This is a genomic window from Streptomyces sp. NPDC002206 (assembly GCF_053593595.1).
The window spans coordinates 255,450-275,781 of sequence record NZ_JBSFCW010000009.1; the positions used below are offsets into that span (position 1 = coordinate 255,450).

Here is a 20,332-nt window from a genome sequence, read left to right on the forward strand (position 1 = left end):
CTGCACATATGTGCCGCCCGAACAGGATTGCAACGATCACCGGAGTGCTGAGTCTTAAGGTTGTCTTAAGACTCAGCTAATCCGCCCGCACGGATGAACCCACGGCCGTCTGTACCCAACTGGCCGTCGGTCAGAGGAACTTGGCCTTGCCCGGACCCTCTTCGACAAAGCTGCGCATACCGCGCTCACGGTCCTCCGTGGCGAACAGGCCGGCGAACCAGTTCCGCTCGATCGTGAGACCGGTGTCGATGTCGGTCTCCAGCCCCGCGTCGATGGACTCCTTCGCGGCGCGCAGTGCCAGGGCAGGCCCCTTGGCCAGCCGTGCGGCCCAGGCGTGCGCCTGCTCGTACACCTCGGCCGCCGGCACCACCCGGTCCACCAGACCGATCGTCAGGGCCTCCTCGGCCTTCACGTGGCGGCCGGTGAAGATCAGGTCCTTGGCCTTGGACGGGCCGACCAGCCGGGCCAGCCGCTGGGTGCCGCCCGCACCGGGGATCAGACCGAGCAGGATCTCGGGCTGACCCAGCTTGGCGTTGTCGGCGGCGATCCGGAAGTCGGCGCAGAGCGCCAGTTCGCAGCCGCCACCGAGCGCATAGCCGGTAACCGCGGCGACGACCGGCTTGGGGATCCGGGCCACCGCGGTGAAGGAGTCCTGCAGCGCCTTGGACCGCACAACCATCGCCGCGTGGTCCATGGCCTGCATCTCCTTGATGTCCGCTCCCGCCGCGAACACCTTCTCGCCGCCGTAGAGGACGACGGCGCGCACATCGTCGCGCCGGGTCGCCTCCTCGGCGAGTTCACGCAGCCGGTCCTGGGTGGCGACATCCAGGGCGTTCATGGGCGGGCGGTCCAGCCGGATCGTGCCGACGCCGTCGCTTGCTTCGAGGGTTACGGTCATGGGAGGCAGGTTAACCGGCGCTAACGACGGCGGGCCCGGTGCTGTTGGTCACAGCACCGGGCCCGCCGTCGTGTCGTACGTCGCGAACTACTTGGTCCACTCCGCCCAGCTCATGTTCCAGCCGTTGAGACCGTTGTCCGGCTGGATCGTCTTGTCCTGGGAGTTCTTCACGACCACGACGTCGCCGATGATCGAGTGGTTGAAGAACCAGGCCGCCGGGGTCGTCTTGCTCCAGCCGCCGCGTACGTCCTGCAGACCGACACAGCCGTGGCTGGTGTTGGTCGAGCCGAACACGCCGGGCCCGCCCCAGTAGTTGCCGTGGATGAACGTGCCCGACGTGGACAGCCTCATCGCGTTCGGCACGTCCTTGATGTCGTACTCGCCGCCGAAGCCGACGGTGTCACCGTTCATCCGGGTCACCTTGAGTTTCTCGCTGATGACCATCTCACCGTTGTACGTGGTGGTCGCCGGGGCGCCCGCGGAGATCGGGATGTTCCTGAGCTGCTTGCCGTCGCGGACGACCTTCATGCGGTGCGTGCTCGCGTCGACAGTGCTGACCTGGCGGCGGCCGATGGTGAACGAGATCGTCTTGGCCTGCTTGCCGTAGACCCCCGGGCGTCCCTCGACCCCGTCGAGGTTGAGCTTCACGGTCACCTTGGTGCCCGCAGCCCAGTAGTTCTCGGGGCGGATGTCGAGACGGTCGTTGCCGAACCAGTGGCCCTCGACGGGGACGGACGGCTCCGCCGTCACCTCGATGGCCTTCTCGACGGCGTCCGGGTCCGTGATGCCGCGAGTGAAGTGGATCGAGACCGGCATGCCGACGCCCACCGTGGAGCCGTCCTCCGGCGTGTACTGCCCGATGAAGGTGTTCTTCGGGACCAGTGTGGTGAAGGTGGTGTCCTTCGCCGACTGACGGCCCTTGGAGTCCTTGGCGACCGCGTGGACGCGGTACTTCGTCGCCGCGGCCAGGTGCTGTCCGGGCTCCCAGCTCGTGCCGTCCGCCGCGATCTCGCCCTCGACCTCGACGCCCTTGGGGTCGGCGACCTTGACCGTGGTCAGCTTGCCCTGCTCGGCGGAGATCTTCAGTGTCCCGCTGGTGGCGACGGAGTCGGCGCCGTCCTTCGGTGCGACGGTCACCACCGCCTGCGAGGCGGTCGTGTCCTCGTTCTTGCCCCCACCGGTGTTCTTGCCCTTGCTCCCGGCATCGGTGTCTCCCCCGCCGCATGCCGTCACCAGCAGCAGCGCTCCCAGTACCAGAGCCAGCAGTCCGGTGGTCCCCCGACCACGCCGCCTGCCGTTCGCCCCGACCGATCCCCCCGATATCGGCTGCCCGTTCAATGTGGTCGTCTCCCCTCACACGGCCTGGCCCCGCCAAGGCCCAGGGAGCCCGCAGGCTCCCACCCCCGCGCGCTGCTCATGCGCGCTCAGCGAAAGATAACCACACCGACCATGGGGAGATCCCCCCTCGGATGTCACCGTTCAGTCCCAAGTTGGTGCGGAACTTCCCCAGGTGACACACGGTTCGGAGCGCTGCGCGGGAGTGTCCGGTGCGAGTCCGGCCGATCCGGGTCAGTGGAGCGCGGAGCCCGCCTTCCACTGGATCCAGTCCAGATTCCAGCCGCCCAGACCGTTGTCCGGAGCGACCTGCTTGTCCTCGGAGTTGACCACCTCGACCACGTCCCCGACGATCGTCCGGTCGAAGAACCGGCCGGCCGGGGTGTCCCCGCTGCCGCCCTTCACGTCCTGCAGCCCGACGCAGCCGTGGCTGACGTTCGCCGAGCCGAAGACGCCACCGCCCGCCCAGTAGTTGCCGTGCACGAAGGTGCCGGAGTCAGTGATCCGCACGGCGTGCGGGACGTCCTTGATGTCGTACTCACCGCCGAAGCCGACGGTCCGGCCGTCCATCCGGGTCACCTCCTGCATCTCGGTGACCACCATCTTGCCGTTGTACGTGCTCGTCGCCGGGGCGCCCGCCGTGACCGGGACCTTGGACACCAGCCGGCCGTCGCGGCGTACCTCCATGGTGTGGTCGGCCACGTCCACCCTGGACACCTGCGAGCGGCCCACCGTGAAGGTGACCGTCTTCCGCTGAGTGCCGAACACACCGGGCGCGCCCTCCACATCGTGCAGCGCCACCGCGACAGTGACCTCGGTGCCCGGCTTCCAGTAGGCGGCCGGGCGGAAGTCCAGCCGGTCGCCGCCGAACCAGTGCCCCACCACCTCGACCGCAGGCTCGGCGGTGATCCGGATGGCCCGCTGCACCGCCGCACGGTTCGTGATGACGGGGTCGAAGTGGAAGGAGACGATCATGCCGGTGCCGACGGTCGACCGCTCGTCCGGCTCGAAGCTGCTGGTGAAGCGGTGCCGGGGGACCGCGGTGGTGAAGGTGGAGTGGCGGGCCGAGCGGCGACCCGCACCGTCCACGGCCACCACCTCGACGCTGTACCTGGCGGCCAGGCTGAGCCGGCCCGAGGCACCGCGCGAGGTCCAGGAGAGGCCGTCCTGCGAGATCAGACCCTGCATCTCGCGCTGTCCTGCGTCCTTGCTCCGCCCTGCGTTCGCAGGCGGCTCCGCGACCTCGATCTGCGTCACCTTGACGTGTTCCAGCCGCCCGTCGGAAACCTTCACCTCGACCCGGGCGTCCGGCCTGATGTCCTTGGCCCCGTCCTGCGGGGTGATCCTGATCGCGTACGGCAACGACCGCGGCTTCCCGTTCATGAATGGTTCCGCGTCGGTGCAACCTGTCAGTACGCCCAGTACGCCCAGTACGGCCGGTAGGGCGAGCAGTCCTGCCCATGTCAGCACGGTGGCCGGGCCCGCTCCCGCCTTCTTCGCGTTGTGGTTCACGTTCCCCCAACGACCGGAGCGGCCGGGGGGAAACGTGAGTGCGGGCCCTGCCCTGGGCAGAACAGAGGGAGGACCACACTCGAGGAGCCACGGCCGGGACGCCGTGCGCTCCTCTTCGGTGCCGGGTCCGGACGAGCCGCGGGAGGCTGAGAGTGTCGAGCGCAGCCGAGCAGGAGACAGTGCCAGGGCCGGTCAGGGAGGCGGTGGAGCGGACAGCGGAAGAGGCGGGAACCGGCCCGGCGAGCGGGCGGGTCCCCTCCGGCGGGCAACATCAGCCGGCCGTGTGGCCCGGTGCGCCGATGCCGCTCGGGGCCCGCTTCCGGGTGGGGCCCGACGGGGTGGCGGGCACCAACTTCGCACTCTGGGCGGGCGGCGCCGAGGCGGTCGTGCTCTGCCTCTTCGACGAGGAGGGGAACGAGACGCGCCTCCCGCTGACCGAACTGACCCACGAGGTCTGGCACGGCTTCGTGCCGGGCGTGCGGCCGGGTCAGCGGTACGGCTACCGGGTGCACGGCCGCTGGGACCCGTGGACGGGTGCCCGGTGGAATGCGGCGAAGCTGCTCCTCGATCCGTACGCACGGGCCGTGGACGGCTCATTCACCCTGCCGGCCGAGGTGTACGGCCATGTGAGGGACTGGCCGCAGCAGCAGGTCGCCGACACCGTGCGCGACGAACGGGACTCCGCTCCGTTCGTACCCAAGGGTGTCGTCGTCCACGACGACGACGACTGGGCGGAGGACCGGCGGCCCAAGACCCCGTGGGCGGACTCCGTCATCTACGAGCTGCATGTACGCGGCTTCACCAAGCTGCACCCGGGGATCCCCGAGGAGCTGCGTGGCACGTACGCCGGTCTCGCTCATCCGGCGGCCATCGGCCACCTGCAGCGGCTCGGGGTGACCGCGGTGGAGCTGCTGCCGGTGCATCAGTTCGCCCATGAGGACCATCTGCTCCGGCGCGGGCTGCACAACTACTGGGGCTACAACTCGATCGGCTACTTCGCCCCGCACGCGGACTACTCGGCCAGTGGTACGGGAGGCCAGCAGGTCGGCGAGTTCAAACGGATGGTGCGGGCGCTGCACGACGCCGGGATCGAGGTGATCCTCGATGTGGTCTACAACCACACGGCGGAGGCGAGCGAGCTGGGGCCGATGCTGTCACTGCGCGGCATCGACAACCGCGGCTACTACCGGCTCCAGTCCGACGCCCGCAGATACGCCGACTACACCGGCTGCGGCAACACCCTGCACGTGGTGCAGCCGCACGTGCTGCGGCTGATCACGGACTCGCTGCGGTACTGGGTCACGGAGATGGGCGTCGACGGGTTCCGCTTCGATCTGGCGGCGGCGCTGGCCCGCTCGATGCACGACGTCGACATGCTGTCCCCGTTCCTCGCGGTGATCGCCCAGGACCCGGTGCTGCGCCGGGTGAAGCTGATCGCCGAGCCGTGGGACGTCGGCAACGGCGGCTACCAGGTGGGCGCGTTCCCGCCGCTGTGGACCGAGTGGAACGACCGCTACCGGGATGCCGTGCGGGACTTCTGGCGCGGCGCCCTGCCCGATGTACGGGATCTGGGCTACCGGCTGACCGGATCCAGCGATCTCTACGCATGGGGCGGCCGCCGGCCCTACGCCTCGGTCAACTTCATCACCGCGCACGACGGCTTCACCCTGCGCGATCTGGTCAGTTACCAGCAGAAACACAACGAGGCCAACGGAGAGGGCAACCGGGACGGCACGTCGGACAACCGGGCCTGGAACTGTGGCGCCGAGGGCGAGACCGACGACCTCGGCATCAACGCGCTGCGCCGCCGCCAGCTGCGCAATCTGCTCACCACGCTGCTGCTGTCGACCGGGGTGCCGATGCTGGTCGCGGGCGACGAGATGGGCCGTACGCAGGGCGGCAACAACAACGCGTACTGCCAGGACAACGAGGTGAGCTGGCTGGACTGGTCCCTGCTCGACCAGCGCCAGTGGCGGGAGCTGACCGAGCTGACGGCCCGGCTGCTCGCGCTGCGCCACACCCATCCGGTGCTGCGCCGCCGGGCGTTCTTCTCCGGCCGGGCGCAGGCCGCGGACGGGCTGCAGGACCTGGCGTGGTTCACCCGGCAGGGTAAGGAGATGACGGAGACGGACTGGTACGCACCGGCCGCGACAATCGGTCTCTATCTCTCCGGGCGCGACATCCCGGGCCGAGACGCACGCGGCGAGCAGGTCACCGACGACAGCTTCCTGGCGATCCTGCACGCTGCCGACCGCCCGATCAGCTTCCGGCTTCCGGGGCAGCCGTGGGCACAGGCGTACGAACTGGTGCTGGACACCTCGCAGGAGGACCAGTCGACGGCGCCGGCGACGGTGCACCGGGGGAACGAGGTACTGACGGTGCCGGCGAGGGCGGTGGTGCTGCTGCGCGTCAGGGAGTGAAACGGAGCGCAGGGCGTGCCGGTACGGATGGCGGGGGCAGGTCAGCCGAGGATGCCGCGGTCGTAGGCGACCGCGACGGCCGCGGCGCGGTCCTTGGCGCCCAACTTGCTGAAGATGTGCGTGAGATGGGTCTTCACCGTTGCCTCGCTGATGAACAGTTCGGCGGCGATCTCCCGGTTGGAGGTCCCCCTGGCGACGAGTTCGAGCACCTGGCGCTCGCGTGCGGACAACGACTGGTCGGCGGCGCCGGCGGGCATGCGCACCCGGTTGACCAGCCGGGAGGCGACCGCGGGAGACAGCACGGTGCGGCCGTCGGCGGCGGCGCGCACGGCGGTGAACAGTTCGTCGCGGGGCGCGTCCTTGAGCAGGTAGCCGGTGGCTCCCGCCTCGATCGCCGGGAGGGTGTCGGAGTCGGTGTCGTACGTGGTGAGGACGAGCACCTTGGAGCGGGCACCGCGCCGGGTGAGTTCGGCGATTGCCGCGACTCCACCGCCGCCCGGCATCCGCAGGTCCATCAGGACGACGTCGGGGTCCAGGCGGGCGGCAAGATCGACTCCCTCGACGCCGTCGGCCGCCTCGCCGAGCACCTCGAAGCCCGGGGCCGACTCGAACATGCCGCGCAGACCGTCCCGTACGACGGGGTGGTCGTCGACGACGACGAGGGTGATGGTGCGTGCGGTTTCGTCGACCATGGCGGTTCCACCGTACGCGGTGCTCGGATACGCCGCGTTGGGATGCGCGGTGTTCGGATGCGCGGTGCTCATTGCTGAGGAACCAGTGGGACGCGGACGCAGACCGCCGCTCCGTTGCCCGGTTCCGACTCCACCACGACGGCTCCCGCCATGCGTTCGGCGCGGGCACGCATACCGCCGAGACCGAAACCGTCCGAGCCCCGGTACGGCGGCACGGCGACCGGGTCGAAGCCGCAACCGTCGTCCCGTACGTCCAGGGTGACTTCGTCACCCATGAAAGAGAGTGTGACGCCGACCCTGGTGGCCCCGGAGTGACGGCCGACGTTGGCGAGGGCTTCCTCCGCGATCCGGAGCAGGGTGGCCCCGACCTCGTCGTGCAGCGGCTCGGCGGTGCCGGTGACCGTGCACTCGGCGCGTACACCCGTGCGTTCCGCCCAGCTCGCGACGGTCTTCCCGAGTGCCTCGGGAAGGTTGTCGTGGGCCAGTGCGGCGGGGACCAGATTACTCACCGACCGACGTGCCTCACCGAGGCTGTGGCGGGCGAGGGCGGCGGCGCGGTCGAGGTGTACGCGGGCCGTCGCAGGATCGGACTCGGCGGTGGAGGTGACCACCTGGAGCTGGGCGATGATGCCGGTCAGCCCCTGGGCGATCGTGTCGTGAATCTCCGCGGCGAGCCGGCTCCGTTCGTCGGCGACCCCCGCCTCGCGTGCCTGGACGAGGAGTTGGGCATGCAGGCCGGCGTTCTCCGCCAGGGCCTGTTCGAGACGGGCGTTGGCGGACTCCAGTTCGTCGATGATGTCGAGTTGAGTGCGGGCGTGCTCGGCCTCCCGGGTGCCGATCTGCGCGAAGACAAGGATGAGGGTGCCGTGCAGGGTGAGCAGGATGCCGAAGGCCACCCAGTTCGTCGGAGTGTCCGGCGGGAAGCCGCTGCCGCACTGGGAACCCGCCATGGTCACGGCATTGGCCAGCATCCCGGCCCGCGCGGCCCGCCGGGAGAGGAGGCTCCCCGCGTCGAAGTAGCTGAGGACCGCGTACATCGAGAAGAACGGGCTGCACCAGGACAGTACGAAGGCGAGGAGTGTGCGTACGACGAAGTAGACCGGCGCGGCCCACGACGGCCTGGAGGGCCGGTGCCGGATCCGGCTCCAGCAGATCTGGAGCGCCAGCGCCACCGGGACCAACACCCCGGCCACGTACATCCCGGTACGGCTCATGACGAGGTCGGCGGACATCGCCGAGATGACGGTGGCCAGCCCCAGCAGACCGTACGGCCCGTACCTGAAGAACCGTTCCCACCACTGCTCGGCCGTCCTGCCTGCCGCGGTATCACCGCCGGTACGCACCGTCCCCATGCGGTCAGTCTGCCCCGGCCCGGCCGGCCGCGTTACTTCCACCGGAACCAACGGGTCGCCGCGGCAGCCGGCAGGGCGGTCCACAGGGCCATCACCCCAAGATGCGCCCAGCTCGGCCAGTCGCCGGAGGCTGCCCTGTCCAGTGCCTGGGAGGCCGCGCCGAAGGGGGTGCACTGGACGATCCGGCGGAGGGCGCCCGGCATCGCCTGGACCGGTACCCAGACCCCGGCCGTGAACATCATCGCGAGGTAGACGACCGAGCCGACGGCGGCGGAGGCCTTGGTGGTGGCGGAGAGGGCGCTGACCATCGCCCCGAGGGAGAGAACGCTCGCGGTCGCCAGGAACAGGGCCAGCAGATGGCCGGCGGGCTGACCGGGCAGCCGCACGTCGAAGGCGATCCGTCCGACGACCATGACCAGCACGGCCGAGCCCAGGGCGGCAGCGCCGTGGAGGGCGATCTGCGCGGTGAGCAGGGCGGACGGCCGCACCGGAGTGGTCGACATACGGCGCAGGATGCCGCGTTCGCGATAACCGGTGAGGACGGGCGGCATGGCCTGCAGCCCGGCCATGATCATGGCGAGCAGTACGGCCACCGGCACATACAGGTCGATGACGCGGCGGCCGCCGAGGGCGTCGTCGGGATGCCGGAAGGACGGGACCAGCCCGAGGATCGTCATCAGGACGGTGGGAAAGACGAGGATCCAGAAGAGACTGCCGGGCTCGCGGAGGAAGAGCCGGGTCTCGCACTTGAGGACGGCGAAAGAGGGGCTGCCAGGGGCCGGAGAGGTTGATGCGGGAGAGGTGGTGGGCATCTCAGGCCGCCGTTTCCTTGTCCGCTTCGGGTTCCGGCTCTGTCTCGGTGAGGTCGAGGAACGCATCGTCCAAGGTCGCTTCGGTGACGCGCAGTTGGTGTGCGGTGATGCGGTGCCGGGCCAGCAGCGAGATCACCGCGTTGACGGTCTCGTCGGTGCCGTTGATGACGATCCGGCCCCCCTTCTGCTCGGCCGACGCCGCTCCGGGGAGCTCCGCCAGATCGCCGGTGGCGAGGGGCTGCGAGGGTGTGAAGGAGATGGCGGTGGTGCTGCCGGCTCTGCTGATCAGACCGGACGGGGTGTCGAGGGCGACGACCTTCCCCTTGTCGATCACGGCGATCCGGTCGCAGAGCCGCCTGGCCTCCTCCATGAAGTGGGTCACGAGAAGGACGGTCACGCCACTGTCGCGTACCTCTTCGATCAGTTGCCAGGTGTCACGGCGGGCCCGGGGATCAAGTCCGGTGGTCAGCTCGTCGAGCACCACGACCCGCGGGTTGCCGACCAGGGCGAGGGCGATGGACAGTCGCTGCTTCTGACCGCCCGACAGCTTGGCGAACCGGGTGGTGAGCTTGGTGTGCAGACCGAGCCGTTCGGCCAGGGTCCGCCACTCGGCGGGGTGCGGGTGGAAGGCGCTGTACAGCTCCAGTGCCTCGCGCACCGTGAGCTTGGCCTGCAGCTCGCTCTCCTGGAGCTGGGCTCCCAGCAGGTGCGTCACCCGCCCGTGGTCGGCGACCGGGTCGAGTCCGGCGACCCGGACCGTGCCGGCGTCGGGGACGCGTAGTCCCTCGACGCATTCGACGGTCGTGGTCTTGCCCGCGCCGTTGGGGCCGAGGATCCCGAAGATCTCCCCCTCGTCGACGGCGAAGGTCACTCCGTCCACCGCGGGGCGCCCGGCGTAGGCCTTGCGCAACCCGTTCACTTCGATGATGGCCATGGGTACGAGGATCCTGCCGGGCGGGCCCGCGCGGCATCGTCCATCGCGCTGGAAACGGCATCAGCCGATCGGTTGATGCCAGGTGCGACCGCGAAGAAAACCAGATGAGGGATGTCAGTGGTGAACCGTAGGCTCGCCCCTGATGCCCGAAAACCATGTAGAGCCCAAGGACCGGTCCGCCGCGCGCTCCCTGCTGCGGCTGTGGCCTTACGTGAAGCCTGTACGGATCCGCCTGTCCGGCGCGGCTGCCGTGGCGGTCATCGCCTCCTGCCTCGGCCTGGTGATACCCCTCGTACTGAAGTGGATCGTGGACGGCCCGGTCGCGCACCACGATCCGGGCGGGGTCTGGCTCGGCGCGCTCTACCTGCTGTTGCTGGGCATCGTCGAGGCGCTGCTCTTCGGACTGCGGCGGTGGCTGGTGGCGCGGCCGCTGGCGGGCGTCGAGGCATCGATGCGGGCCGACCTGTACCGGCATCTGCAGCGGCTACCGGTGGCCTTCCACGACCGGTGGCCATCGGGTCAGCTGCTGTCGCGCGGCACCACGGATCTGATGCTGCTGCGTATGTTCCTGGCCTTTCCGCTGACGTTCCTGCTGGTCAACGCCACCACGATCCTGGTCGGTTTCATCATTCTGCTGGTGCAGCAGTGGACGCTGGGATTGGTGCTGCTGGCTCCGGTGGTGCCGCTGGTGATCCTCTGCTCGGTCTTCGAGACGAAGTACGCGGTGGTGGCGCGCAAGGCCCAGGACCAGGTCGGCGATCTGACGACGGTTGTCGAGGAAAGCGTGCTCGGCGTCCGCATCATCAAGGGTTTCGGCCGCCACCGCAGCCAGGCCCTGGCCTTCCGTGGTCTCGCGCAGCGGCTGCGCGGTACGGAACTCGACAAGGCACGGCTGCTGGCCGGCATCTGGGCGTTCATCACCACCATCCCCGAGCTGGCGATCGGGGCGGCGCTGGTGCTCGGCACGATCCAGGTCGCGGACGGCGGACTGTCGGCCGGCACGCTCGTCGCGTTCCTGTCGACGGCGCTGGCGCTGCGGTGGCCGGTCGAGTCGATCGGCTTCCTGCTGGCGATGAGCCAGGAGTCGGCCACGGCGACCGAGCGGTTCTTCGAGGTGATGGACGTGGCGGAGGAGCGTGAGACGGCCGGGGAGTTCAGCGAGGAGCCGTCCGCGGGGACGTCCACGAAGTCATTCCCGGAGTCTGCTGCGGAGTCTTCCGCGGACGGCGGGATGGTCTTCGAAGGCGTCGAGTTCCGCTACCCGGACGCGGAGGCCGGGTCCGTACCCGTGCTGACCCGGATCGACCTACGGATCCGCCCCGGCGAGACGATGGCCCTGGTCGGGGCCACCGGATCCGGGAAGACGACGCTCACCGCACTCGTACCGCGACTGCACGACGCCACCGCCGGGCGGATCACGCTGGACGGTGCGGACATCACCACTCTGCCGCGCGAACGGCTGCGTGAGCTGGTGTCCGTGGCGTTCGAGGAGCCGACGCTCTTCTCGGCGAGCGTTGGGGAGAACGTTCTCATGGGCGCCGAGGGTGCCGGCGAGGACGAGCTGCGGCGGGCGCTGTCGATCGCGCAGGCCGACTTCGTGTACGACCTGCCGCACGGCATCGACACCCAGGTCGGCGAGCAGGGTCTCAGCCTCTCCGGCGGTCAGCGGCAGCGCCTCGCACTGGCCCGCGCCGTCGTCGGACAGCCGCGCTTCCTGGTGCTCGACGACCCGCTCTCGGCTCTGGATGTGCATACGGAGACGCTGGTGGAGGCCGCCCTGCGGCGCGTGCTGGAATCGACCACGGCCGTGGTGGTCGCCCACCGGCCGTCCACGGTGATGCTCGCCGACCGGGTGGCACTTCTGTCGGAGGGCCGGATCAGCGCAGTCGGCACCCATCAGGAACTGCTGCGCACCAACGCCGAGTACGCCTGGCTGATGTCCGGCGCCGGAAGCTCGGTGTCCGCTGAGCTCACCGACGACGTGACCGCCGAGGACGCAAGTACCGCATACATGTCCGACGCCGACGTGCGTGCCATGGACGTCCCTGCCGAGGAGGGCAGTGCCCGATGACCAATGCGACGACAGGGTGTCCCGCAGGGACGGACGGCGACGACGGGAACCGCCCCGGGGCCGGCCCGGAGTCAATGGCCGCCACCACGAAGGGTGCAATGACAAACCCGGTCACGAGCCCCGGCGCGGGCACGAACACGGTTGCGGGCTCGGCCACGGCCACGGAGATCAAGGCCCGCGACCTGAACGGCACGGGTGCCGGGAAGGGTCCTGGGCAGGGCGGCGAACCGCGTCCGAAGGCCGAGGCCACCGACCTGGAACCCGACTCCGCCGTCGACGCCGGGGCCGGGGACCCCTTCGACCGGGACGACCTGCCCACGCCCCGGGGCGCCACCCGCACCCTGCTGGTGTCCCTGCTCGGCCCGCTCAGGGGCCGGGTGGTGGTGGCTGCGCTGTTCCTGCTGATCCAGCAGGCAGCCGTCCAGGCCGGCCCACTGCTCGTCGCGTACGCGATCGACAGCGGCGTGCCGGCGTTCCGGGACAAGGACTACGGACCGCTGATCGCCGTGGCCATCGGATACGCACTGTGTTCGGCAGCCGCGGGAATCATGCAGTACGCGTTCATCCAGGTCTCCGCCCGCATCAACCAGGATGTGCTGCTCGATCTCCGCGGGCGGATCTTCCGCCATGCGCAGGCGCTGAGCGTGGACTTCCATGAGCGCTACACCTCGGGCCGGCTGATCTCCCGCTCCACCACGGATGTGGAGTCGCTGCGGGAGCTGCTCAGCGAGGGCCTGCAGGAACTGATCGGCGTGGTGCTCTCCTTCGTATCCATCTCACTGATGCTCCTGTGGCTGGACTTCGATCTCGGTGCGGTCGCCGTCCTCTCGTTCGTACCGCTGTATGCGCTGGTGCGGCTCTACCAGCGGCGGGCCGGTGTGATCTTCGCTGCGCGGTCGACGGCGATCGCGGCGGTCATCGTGAAGTTCGCGGAGACGATGAACGGAATCCGTCCCGTCCAGGCCTTCCGCCGCGAGCGCACCAACGACGCCGAGTTCGACAGGCTCAACCAGCAGCACTGCCGGACCAACGGCAACGCGCTGCTGGAGATGGCGCGCTACGTCGTCGGCTCCCGGCTGGTCGCGAACACGGCAGTTGCCGGGATCGTGCTGTGGGGTGCGTACCGAGTCGCCTCCGGCGCTCTCGCACTCGGCGTGCTTGCGGCGGCCGTGCTCTATCTGCGACGGCTGTACGACCCGATCGACCGGCTCGGCATGTTCCTCAACTCCTACCAGTCGGCCGCGGCTTCGCTGCAGAAGATCGCCGGCTTGCTGGCCCAGACCCCCACCGTGCCGGAGACCGCGAACCCGCGGGAGCTGCCCGCCCGCACGGGTGAGCAGCCGGGCCGGGACGTCGTCTTCGACTCGGTGAGCTTCGCCTACCGAACGGGCGGCGAAGTGCTGCCTCGCTTCGATCTGACGATCCCGGCAGGGCAGACCGTGGCCGTGGTCGGTTCCACGGGCGCCGGGAAGTCGACGCTCGCCAAGCTGCTGGCCCGGTTCTACGACCCGACCGACGGCCGGGTGCTGCTGGACGGGACCGATCTCCGGGACCTCGCCACGCCCGAACTGCGGCGCGGTGTGGTGATGGTGACCCAGGAAGCGTTCCTGTTCTCCGGGACGGTTGCCGAGAACATCGCCATCGGCCGCCCGGACGCCACTCCTGAGGAGATCGAGCAGGCCGCGAAGGCGATCGGAGCGCACGACTTCATCAGTAGTCTGCCCGACGGATACGACACGGACGTACGGAAGAGGGGCGGGCGGATCTCGGCCGGCCAGCGCCAGTTGGTCGCCTTCGCCCGCGCCCTGCTCGCCGACCCGGCGGTGCTGATTCTCGACGAGGCGACGAGCTCCCTCGACATCCCCGGCGAACGTGCGGTGCAGCGCGCCATGGACACGGTGCTGCACGGCCGCACCGCGGTGGTGATCGCCCACCGGCTGTCGACCGTGGAGATCGCGGACCGGGTGCTGGTGATGGAGCACGGCCGAATCGTGGAGGACGGCCTCCCGTCCGAACTCATCGGTGGGACAGGCCGGTTCGCAGGGCTCCACCGCGCCTGGCGGGAGAGCCTGGCCTGAGACCGACCGCGGCTGACGGTCTCCCCCGTCGGCCTCCCGCACCGGCGGTCTATGGTGCGTACATGACTGAGCCCGTGGATCGCCCGGTCGGTCCGTATGTGGGCCAGGAGACCCCGGACCTCCGCGGCCCCGGGCGGTATCTGTGGTGGCTGGTCACCCGTCAATGGCGTCGCGTTGCCGCCGGGGCACTGCTCGGCAGCTCCTGGATGATCTGCCTGACCCTGCCGCCGTACCTGCTGTCGCGCGCCATCGACGACGGGCTGCGGCCCGGGGGCCGCTCCGCGCTGGTCGGCTGGGTCGCGGCGCTGGTGGGTGTCGGAGTGCTCAACGCCTGGCTGGCCATCATGCGGCACCGCACGATGACCAGGGTGCGGCTCGACGGCGCCTTCCGTACGGTGCGGGTGGTGGTCGCCCAGGCGACCAGGCTGGGCGCGGCGCTGCCGCGCCGGGCCACGGCCGGCGAGGTCGTCACCATCGGGTTCGGTGACGTCGCCAGGATCGCCGATACGTTGACCGCCACCGGGCCCGGTGTCGGCGCAGTCCTCGCCTATGTCGTCGTGGCCGCACTGCTGTTGACCGTCTCGCCATTGCTCGCCGCGGTGGTGCTGCTGGGCGTGCCGCTGCTCGCGGTGCTGGTCGGCCCGCTGCTGGGCCGGCTTCAGGGAGCCGAGTCGGCGTACCGCGACCGGCAGGGCAGCCTTGCCGCCCGTTTCGCCGACATCGCCGGCGGTCTGCGTGTCCTCAACGGCATCGGCGGCAAGGACGTCTACGCCGAGCGCTACCGGCGCGGTTCGCAGGAGCTGCAGGCGGAGGGGTACCGGGTCGGGGCGGTGACCAGCTGGATCCAGACACTCGGCGTCGGCCTGCCCACCCTGTTCCTGGGCGCCGTGACCTGGCTGGCGGCCCGGATGGCCGTGCAGGGCGAGCTCACCGTCGGCGAACTGGTAGCGGTGTACGGCTACACGGCGGTTCTCGTCGTGCCTGTCTCCTTCTTCATCGAGGGCGGCTACGACATCAGCCGCGGTCTGGTCGCCGCGCGCAGAGTCACCCGCTTCCTGTCCCTGGAGCCCGAATCGGGGGTCCGGGAGGCGTCTTCGCCACCTCTGAACGGGCCCGAGTCACCCTCCGTCCTCCACGATCCCGAGTCCGGGGTCGAGGTGGTCCCCGGGAAGCTGACCGCTCTGGTCGGCGCCCGGCCGTCGGACTCCGCGACGGTGATCGACCGTCTCGGCGGCTTCGCCCCGTCGGCAGCGACCTGGGGCAGCGCACGCCTCGACGAGATCGAGCCGGCCCAGGTCCGCGCGCGGATTCTCGTCGCGGACAACGAGGCCGACCTGTTCGCCGGCACGCTGCGTGATGTCGTCTCCGGCAGCCGGGACCGGGACGACGAGGCGCTCCGCCGTGCCGTCCACGCCGCCGCGGCCCAGGACATCGTCCGCGGCCTGCCCGACGGGCTCGGCTCCACCGTCGACGCCCAGGGCCGCAATCTCTCCGGCGGCCAGCGGCAGCGTGTCCGCCTCGTCCGGGCCCTGCTGGCCGACCCCGAGATTCTCCTGGCGGTCGAGCCGACCTCGGCCGTCGACGCGCACACCGAGGCAGCCATGGCGTCCCGGCTGCGCACGGCACGGTCCGGCCGGACCACGGTCCTCACCAGCACCTCCCCTCTCGTCCTGGACCGGGCCGACACCGTGTACTACCTGGTCGACGGCTCCGTCGCAGCCGTCGGCACCCATCGCGACCTGCTGGACGAACACCCCGGTTATCGCCTCCTGGTGTCCCGTGGTGCGGACGATGACGACGCCGTCCCCGTGGACGACGGGGACGGCCCTGCGCCCCAGGAGGCCACCTCATGACTGCCTCTTCGTCCGCTGCCCCGGCAGAGCCCCGGTCGCCGTCCGGGGCTCTGCCGGTCGCCGAGCCGTTCCGGATCCGTCGCGCGGCAGTCCGGCTCGTCCGGCAGGACGGCCGCGCCTTCGCCGCGCTGCTCGCGCTCAACGCGCTGGCCGCCGGCGCCGGACTCGTCGCCCCGTGGCTGCTCGGCCGTGTCATCGACGAGGTCAGGGCAGGCGGCGGAGTCGGCACCGTGGACCGGCTGGCGCTCACCATCCTGGTCTTCGCGCTGGTACAGCTCCTGCTGGCCCGCTACGCCGGCCTGGTCGGACACCGTTTCGGCGAACGGACCCTGGCGCGCGTCCGCGAGCAGTTCGCCGACCGCGCACTGGCGTTGCCCGCCTCGGTGGTCGAGCGAGCCGGCACGGGTGACCTGACGACCCGCGGAACCACGGATGTCGCGGCGGTCGGCACCACCCTCCGCGACGTCGGCCCCGATGTGCTGATCGCCGCGGTCCAGGCGCTGTTCATCCTCGGGGCGGTCTTCGCGCTCAACCCCTTGCTCGGTGCCTGCGGCGTGCTCGGGCTGCTGGGCATCTGGTTCGCCGTCCGCTGGTATCTGCGCCGGGCGCTCACCGCCTACCTCGCCGAGGGGGCGGCCAATTCGGCACTGGCGGAGCAGCTGGCGGCCACCGCCGCCGGCGCCCGCACCGTCGAGGCGCTCGGGCTGCAGCAGAGCCGTATCGACGCATGTCACCGGGCGATCGAAGAGTGCCGGCGCACCCGGACCCGCACGCTCTTCCTGCGCAGCGTGCTCTTCCCTGCCGTGGACATCTCCTATGTCATTCCCGTGGCCGGTGTCCTGCTGATCGGTGGTGTGCTGCACAGCCACGGCGCCATGAGCCTGGGTGCGGTGGTCGCCTCGGCCCTGTATCTGCGGCAGCTCTCCCAGCCGCTGGACACCATCCTGCAGCGGGTCGAACAACTGCAGAGCAGCAGTGCGTCCTTTGCCAGGGTCGAGGGGATCGGGGTGGTGCCGCAGGTGCCCGCGGCCCGCTCCCGCACACCGGCGGACGACCGGATCGCGGTGACCGGTGTGCACTACACCTACGGCGGCGGGGGCGACGACGCCGCCGATGTCCTGCACGGAGTCGATCTGACGGTCCGGCCCGGCGAGCACTTGGCGATCGTCGGCCCGTCCGGCGCCGGCAAGACCACGCTGGGCAGGCTGCTGGCCGGCGTGGACGTGCCACGCACCGGCTCGGTGACGGTGGGCGGGGTACCGGTGGCCGGCCTGACGCCCGACCGGTTGCGCCGCCAGGTCGTCCTCGTCACCCAGGAGCACCATGTGTTCCTCGGCACGGTCCGGGACAACCTGCGGATAGCAGCCCCGTCGGCCACCGACGCCGAACTGCGTGCGGCGCTCGCCGCCGTCGGCGCCGAGTGGGCCGGCGAGCTCCCGGACGGCCTGGACACCGATCTGGGCCATGCGGGACACCGTCCGGACGGCGCACAGGCCCAGCAACTCGCGCTGGCACGTGTCGTACTGGCCGACCCGCACACGTTGATACTCGACGAGGCCACCGCGCTCCTGGACCCGAGGACCGCACGGCACACCGAGCGAGCACTGGCCGCCGTCCTCGAAGGCAGAACCGTCATCGCCATCGCGCACCGCCTGCAGACGGCCCATGACGCGGACCGGGTGGCCGTCATGGAGGACGGCCGGATCACCGAACTCGGTGCCCATGACGATCTGGTGGCCGCCGACGGCGCCTACGCCGCGCTCTGGCGTTCCTGGCATGCCGACCGGCCTCATTCGCCGCCGTTGTGAACATGGCGCGGGGCCGGCCCTGCGCGACAGGACCACGGAGAGAACGGCGGCTGCCGCCATGACCGCGCCGCCGGGCGTCTCGGGCTCGGCGGCGGAGCGTCGGGCAGCATCGTTCGGCGAACGTCCGGGCCGTGGACGGTTCGGAACGAGCCACAGTTCGAGGCCATTTCGACTGACGGGCGCTACCCCGCGCCCAGCCCGCTGTTCGAACACGATGCATGCGGGCTCGACTTCGATCGCTCTTCGAATTCGGCCTGCACCGGACCCCTGGATGGCGTCGCGGTGATGATCGGTGAAACGTCCGCTTAACGAACATGACCTTTCCGGCAACGGACGAATTCCGGCCAAGTTGTTGACGCGGTCCTGACAGGGACGTCCATCTGCTGACACTCTTCCCCCGTTCTGCGCACTGCTTGCTCTGCCCGGACGGCTCACCCAGCCGCCGTTACCCCCCTCGCAGAAGGAGTCCGCGTGAGATCCACGCCCAGCCGTCGCGCCACCGCGACCGGCGCTCTGATAGCCGCAGCAGCCCTCCTCGCCGCAGGAATCCAGACGGGTACGGCAGCTGCCGTACCCGACAGTTCCGCTGCCGCCCCGGCCGCCACCCGTGTCAATCACGGGGCACTGGCCAAGCAGCTCTCCCCCTCCCAGCGCGCCGAGCTGATCCGCGAGGCCAACGCGAGCAAGGCGGCCACGGCCAAGGAGCTCGGTCTCGGCTCTCAGGAGAAGCTCGTCGTCCGCGATGTCATCCAGGACAACGACGGCACCACGCACACGCGTTACGAGCGCACCTTCGGCGGACTTCCGGTCCTCGGTGGGGACTTGGTCGTCCAGGAGTCCAAGTCCGGTGAGACCGAGAGCGTCACCAAGGCGTCCAGGGCCACCTCTGCCCAGCTGAAGGCCGTCGACACCGCCGCCGATGTCGCCCCGGCCAGGGCCGAGTCGCAGGCTCTCGGTGCAGCCAAGGCCGCCGGCTCCAAGAAGACCGTCGCCGACCGGGCACCGCGCAAGGTGGTCTGGATGGCCCAGGGCAAGCCGCAGCTCGCCTACGAGACCGTCGTCGGCGGACTCCAGGACGACGGTACCCCCAACGAGCTGCACGTCATCACCGACGCGTCCACCGGTGCGAAGCTCTACGAGTGGCAGGCCATCGAGACCGGCACCGGCAACACCCAGTACAGCGGCCAGGTCACGCTCGGCACCGCACCGTCGTACACGCTGACCGACACGACACGCGGCAACCACAAGACGTACAACCTGAACCACGGCACGTCCGGCACCGGGACGCTCTTCTCCGGCTCCGACGACATCTGGGGCAACGGAAGTCCGACGAACGTCGAGACGGCCGCGGCGGACGCCCACTACGGCGCGGCCGAGACCTGGGACTACTACAAGAACGTGCAGGGCCGCACCGGTATCCGGGGCGACGGCGTCGGCGCGTACTCCCGCGTCCACTACGGCAACAACTACGTCAACGCCTTCTGGGACGACAGCTGCTTCTGCATGACCTACGGAGACGGCAGCGGCAACGCCGCACCGCTGACCTCCCTGGACGTGGCCGCCCACGAGATGACGCACGGTGTCACCTCCGCCACCGCCGGCCTGGTCTACAGCGGCGAGTCCGGCGGCCTCAACGAGGCGACCAGCGACATCATGGCCGCCGCGGTCGAGTTCTACTCCAACAACGCCACCGACCTGGGCGACTACCTGGTCGGCGAGAAGATCAACATCAACGGCAACGGCACCCCGCTGCGCTACATGGACAAGCCGAGCAAGGACGGCGCGTCCAAGGACGCCTGGTACTCCGGCATCGGCGGAGTGGACGTCCACTACTCCTCAGGTCCTGCCAACCACTTCTTCTACCTCCTCTCCGAGGGCAGCGGCGCCAAGACCATCAACGGCGTTTCGTACAACTCCCCGACTTCCGACGGCCTGCCGGTCACCGGCATCGGTCGCGACAAGGCCGCGCTGATCTGGTTCAAGGCGCTCACCACCAAGTTCAGCTCCACGACGAACTACGCGGCGGCCCGCACCGGCACCCTCGCTGCGGCCGGTGAGCTGTACGGCACGACCAGCGCCGAGTACAAGGCGGTGGCCGACGCCTGGGCCGGCGTCAGCGTCGGCTCGCGCAGCGGTGGCGGAGGCGGAGGGACCGTCTTCCAGAACACCACCCTCGTGCCCATCCCGGACAACGGCGCGGCCGTCACCAGCTCGGTCAACGTCACCGGCGTCACGGGCAACGCGCCCAGCACCCTCCAGGTCGGGGTGGACATCACCCACACCTGGCGCGGTGACCTCGTCATCGACCTCGTCGCCCCGGACGGTACGGCCTACCGGCTGAAGAACTCCTCGTCCAGCGACTCGGCGGACAACGTCCAGACAACCTACACCGTCAACGCATCGTCCGAGGTCGCCAACGGCACCTGGAAGCTGAAGGTCCAGGACGTCGCCTCGCAGGACATCGGCACGATCAACAGCTTCAAGCTGACCTTCTGAACCCAGCAGCACGTTCAGGGCAGTCGATAGGCGAAACCGCCCGGGAGGGACTCTCCTTCCTCCCGGGCGGT

At 70.1% G+C, this 20,332-nt stretch carries 13 protein-coding genes; 6 read left to right on the forward strand and 7 right to left on the reverse strand.

The features are described from left to right. Positions 1 to 130: 130 nt before the first annotated feature. The 3 genes from ACWCP8_RS19650 to ACWCP8_RS19660 form a co-directional block, all read right to left on the reverse strand. Positions 131 to 898 carry an enoyl-CoA hydratase/isomerase family protein gene (locus tag ACWCP8_RS19650; protein WP_352262945.1) on the reverse strand — a complete coding sequence of 256 codons (768 nt, stop codon included), beginning with the start codon at positions 896 to 898 and terminating at the stop codon, positions 131 to 133. An 87-nt stretch (positions 899 to 985) separates the two neighbouring features. Then, positions 986 to 2,236 carry a L,D-transpeptidase gene (locus ACWCP8_RS19655; RefSeq protein WP_451117131.1) on the reverse strand — a complete coding sequence of 417 codons (1,251 nt, stop codon included), beginning with the start codon at positions 2,234 to 2,236 and terminating at the stop codon, positions 986 to 988. Between the two features lie 231 nt (positions 2,237 to 2,467). Next, positions 2,468 to 3,745, reverse strand: a complete 1,278-nt coding sequence (locus tag ACWCP8_RS19660) for an Ig-like domain-containing protein (protein ID WP_451117133.1) — start codon at positions 3,743 to 3,745, stop codon at positions 2,468 to 2,470. 152 nt (positions 3,746 to 3,897) lie between these two features. Between ACWCP8_RS19660 and glgX the strand changes: the two genes are divergently transcribed. Beyond that, complete coding sequence (glgX, locus tag ACWCP8_RS19665; RefSeq protein WP_451117135.1) at positions 3,898 to 6,165, forward strand: glycogen debranching protein GlgX; 2,268 nt, start codon at positions 3,898 to 3,900, stop codon at positions 6,163 to 6,165. A 41-nt stretch (positions 6,166 to 6,206) separates the two neighbouring features. Here the strand turns inward: glgX and ACWCP8_RS19670 are convergent, their stop codons facing one another. The 4 genes from ACWCP8_RS19670 to ACWCP8_RS19685 form a co-directional block, all read right to left on the reverse strand. After that, positions 6,207 to 6,857 carry a response regulator transcription factor gene (locus ACWCP8_RS19670; protein ID WP_355997604.1) on the reverse strand — a complete coding sequence of 217 codons (651 nt, stop codon included), beginning with the start codon at positions 6,855 to 6,857 and terminating at the stop codon, positions 6,207 to 6,209. A gap of 68 nt (positions 6,858 to 6,925) precedes the next feature. Further along, a complete protein-coding gene (locus ACWCP8_RS19675; RefSeq protein ID WP_355997602.1) occupies positions 6,926 to 8,209 on the reverse strand; it encodes a sensor histidine kinase in 1,284 nt (427 codons plus the stop codon). Between the two features lie 32 nt (positions 8,210 to 8,241). Beyond that, positions 8,242 to 9,021, reverse strand: coding sequence for an ABC transporter permease (locus ACWCP8_RS19680; RefSeq protein WP_451117137.1), 780 nt, complete (start codon positions 9,019 to 9,021; stop codon positions 8,242 to 8,244). Between the two features lies 1 nt (position 9,022). Beyond that, positions 9,023 to 9,955 carry an ABC transporter ATP-binding protein gene (locus tag ACWCP8_RS19685; RefSeq protein ID WP_451117139.1) on the reverse strand — a complete coding sequence of 311 codons (933 nt, stop codon included), beginning with the start codon at positions 9,953 to 9,955 and terminating at the stop codon, positions 9,023 to 9,025. Positions 9,956 to 10,097: 142 nt separating this feature from the next. On the opposite strand from ACWCP8_RS19685, the gene ACWCP8_RS19690 reads away from it, so the two are divergent. The 5 genes from ACWCP8_RS19690 (at position 10,098) to ACWCP8_RS19710 (ending at position 20,261) form a co-directional block, all read left to right on the forward strand. Beyond that, complete coding sequence (locus tag ACWCP8_RS19690; RefSeq protein WP_352262932.1) at positions 10,098 to 12,026, forward strand: ABC transporter ATP-binding protein; 1,929 nt, start codon at positions 10,098 to 10,100, stop codon at positions 12,024 to 12,026. A 98-nt stretch (positions 12,027 to 12,124) separates the two neighbouring features. Further along, complete coding sequence (locus tag ACWCP8_RS19695) at positions 12,125 to 14,104, forward strand: ABC transporter ATP-binding protein (RefSeq protein ID WP_451117141.1); 1,980 nt, start codon at positions 12,125 to 12,127, stop codon at positions 14,102 to 14,104. Positions 14,105 to 14,166: 62 nt separating this feature from the next. Beyond that, complete coding sequence (locus tag ACWCP8_RS19700; RefSeq protein ID WP_451117143.1) at positions 14,167 to 15,957, forward strand: ABC transporter ATP-binding protein; 1,791 nt, start codon at positions 14,167 to 14,169, stop codon at positions 15,955 to 15,957. After that, positions 15,954 to 17,765, forward strand: a complete 1,812-nt coding sequence (locus ACWCP8_RS19705) for an ABC transporter ATP-binding protein (RefSeq protein WP_451117145.1) — start codon at positions 15,954 to 15,956, stop codon at positions 17,763 to 17,765. The genes ACWCP8_RS19700 and ACWCP8_RS19705 overlap by 4 nt, the downstream gene beginning before the upstream one ends. A gap of 471 nt (positions 17,766 to 18,236) precedes the next feature. Then, positions 18,237 to 20,261: a M4 family metallopeptidase gene (locus ACWCP8_RS19710; protein WP_451117147.1), complete on the forward strand. Its 2,025-nt coding sequence runs from the start codon at positions 18,237 to 18,239 to the stop codon at positions 20,259 to 20,261. Positions 20,262 to 20,332: the final 71 nt, after the last annotated feature.

Bases quoted from the DNA above. Each gene is read 5' to 3' on its own strand.
- ACWCP8_RS19700 (WP_451117143.1), top strand. From the start codon at position 14,167: ATGACTGAGCCCGTGGATCGCCCGGTCGGTCCGTATGTGGGCCAGGAG.
- ACWCP8_RS19670 (WP_355997604.1), bottom strand. From the start codon at position 6,857: ATGGTCGACGAAACCGCACGCACCATCACCCTCGTCGTCGTCGACGAC.
- ACWCP8_RS19675 (WP_355997602.1), bottom strand. From the start codon at position 8,209: ATGGGGACGGTGCGTACCGGCGGTGATACCGCGGCAGGCAGGACGGCC.
- ACWCP8_RS19690 (WP_352262932.1), top strand. From the start codon at position 10,098: ATGCCCGAAAACCATGTAGAGCCCAAGGACCGGTCCGCCGCGCGCTCC.
- ACWCP8_RS19680 (WP_451117137.1), bottom strand. From the start codon at position 9,021: ATGCCCACCACCTCTCCCGCATCAACCTCTCCGGCCCCTGGCAGCCCC.
- ACWCP8_RS19650 (WP_352262945.1), bottom strand. From the start codon at position 898: ATGACCGTAACCCTCGAAGCAAGCGACGGCGTCGGCACGATCCGGCTG.
- ACWCP8_RS19685 (WP_451117139.1), bottom strand. From the start codon at position 9,955: ATGGCCATCATCGAAGTGAACGGGTTGCGCAAGGCCTACGCCGGGCGC.
- ACWCP8_RS19695 (WP_451117141.1), top strand. From the start codon at position 12,125: ATGACAAACCCGGTCACGAGCCCCGGCGCGGGCACGAACACGGTTGCG.
- ACWCP8_RS19705 (WP_451117145.1), top strand. From the start codon at position 15,954: ATGACTGCCTCTTCGTCCGCTGCCCCGGCAGAGCCCCGGTCGCCGTCC.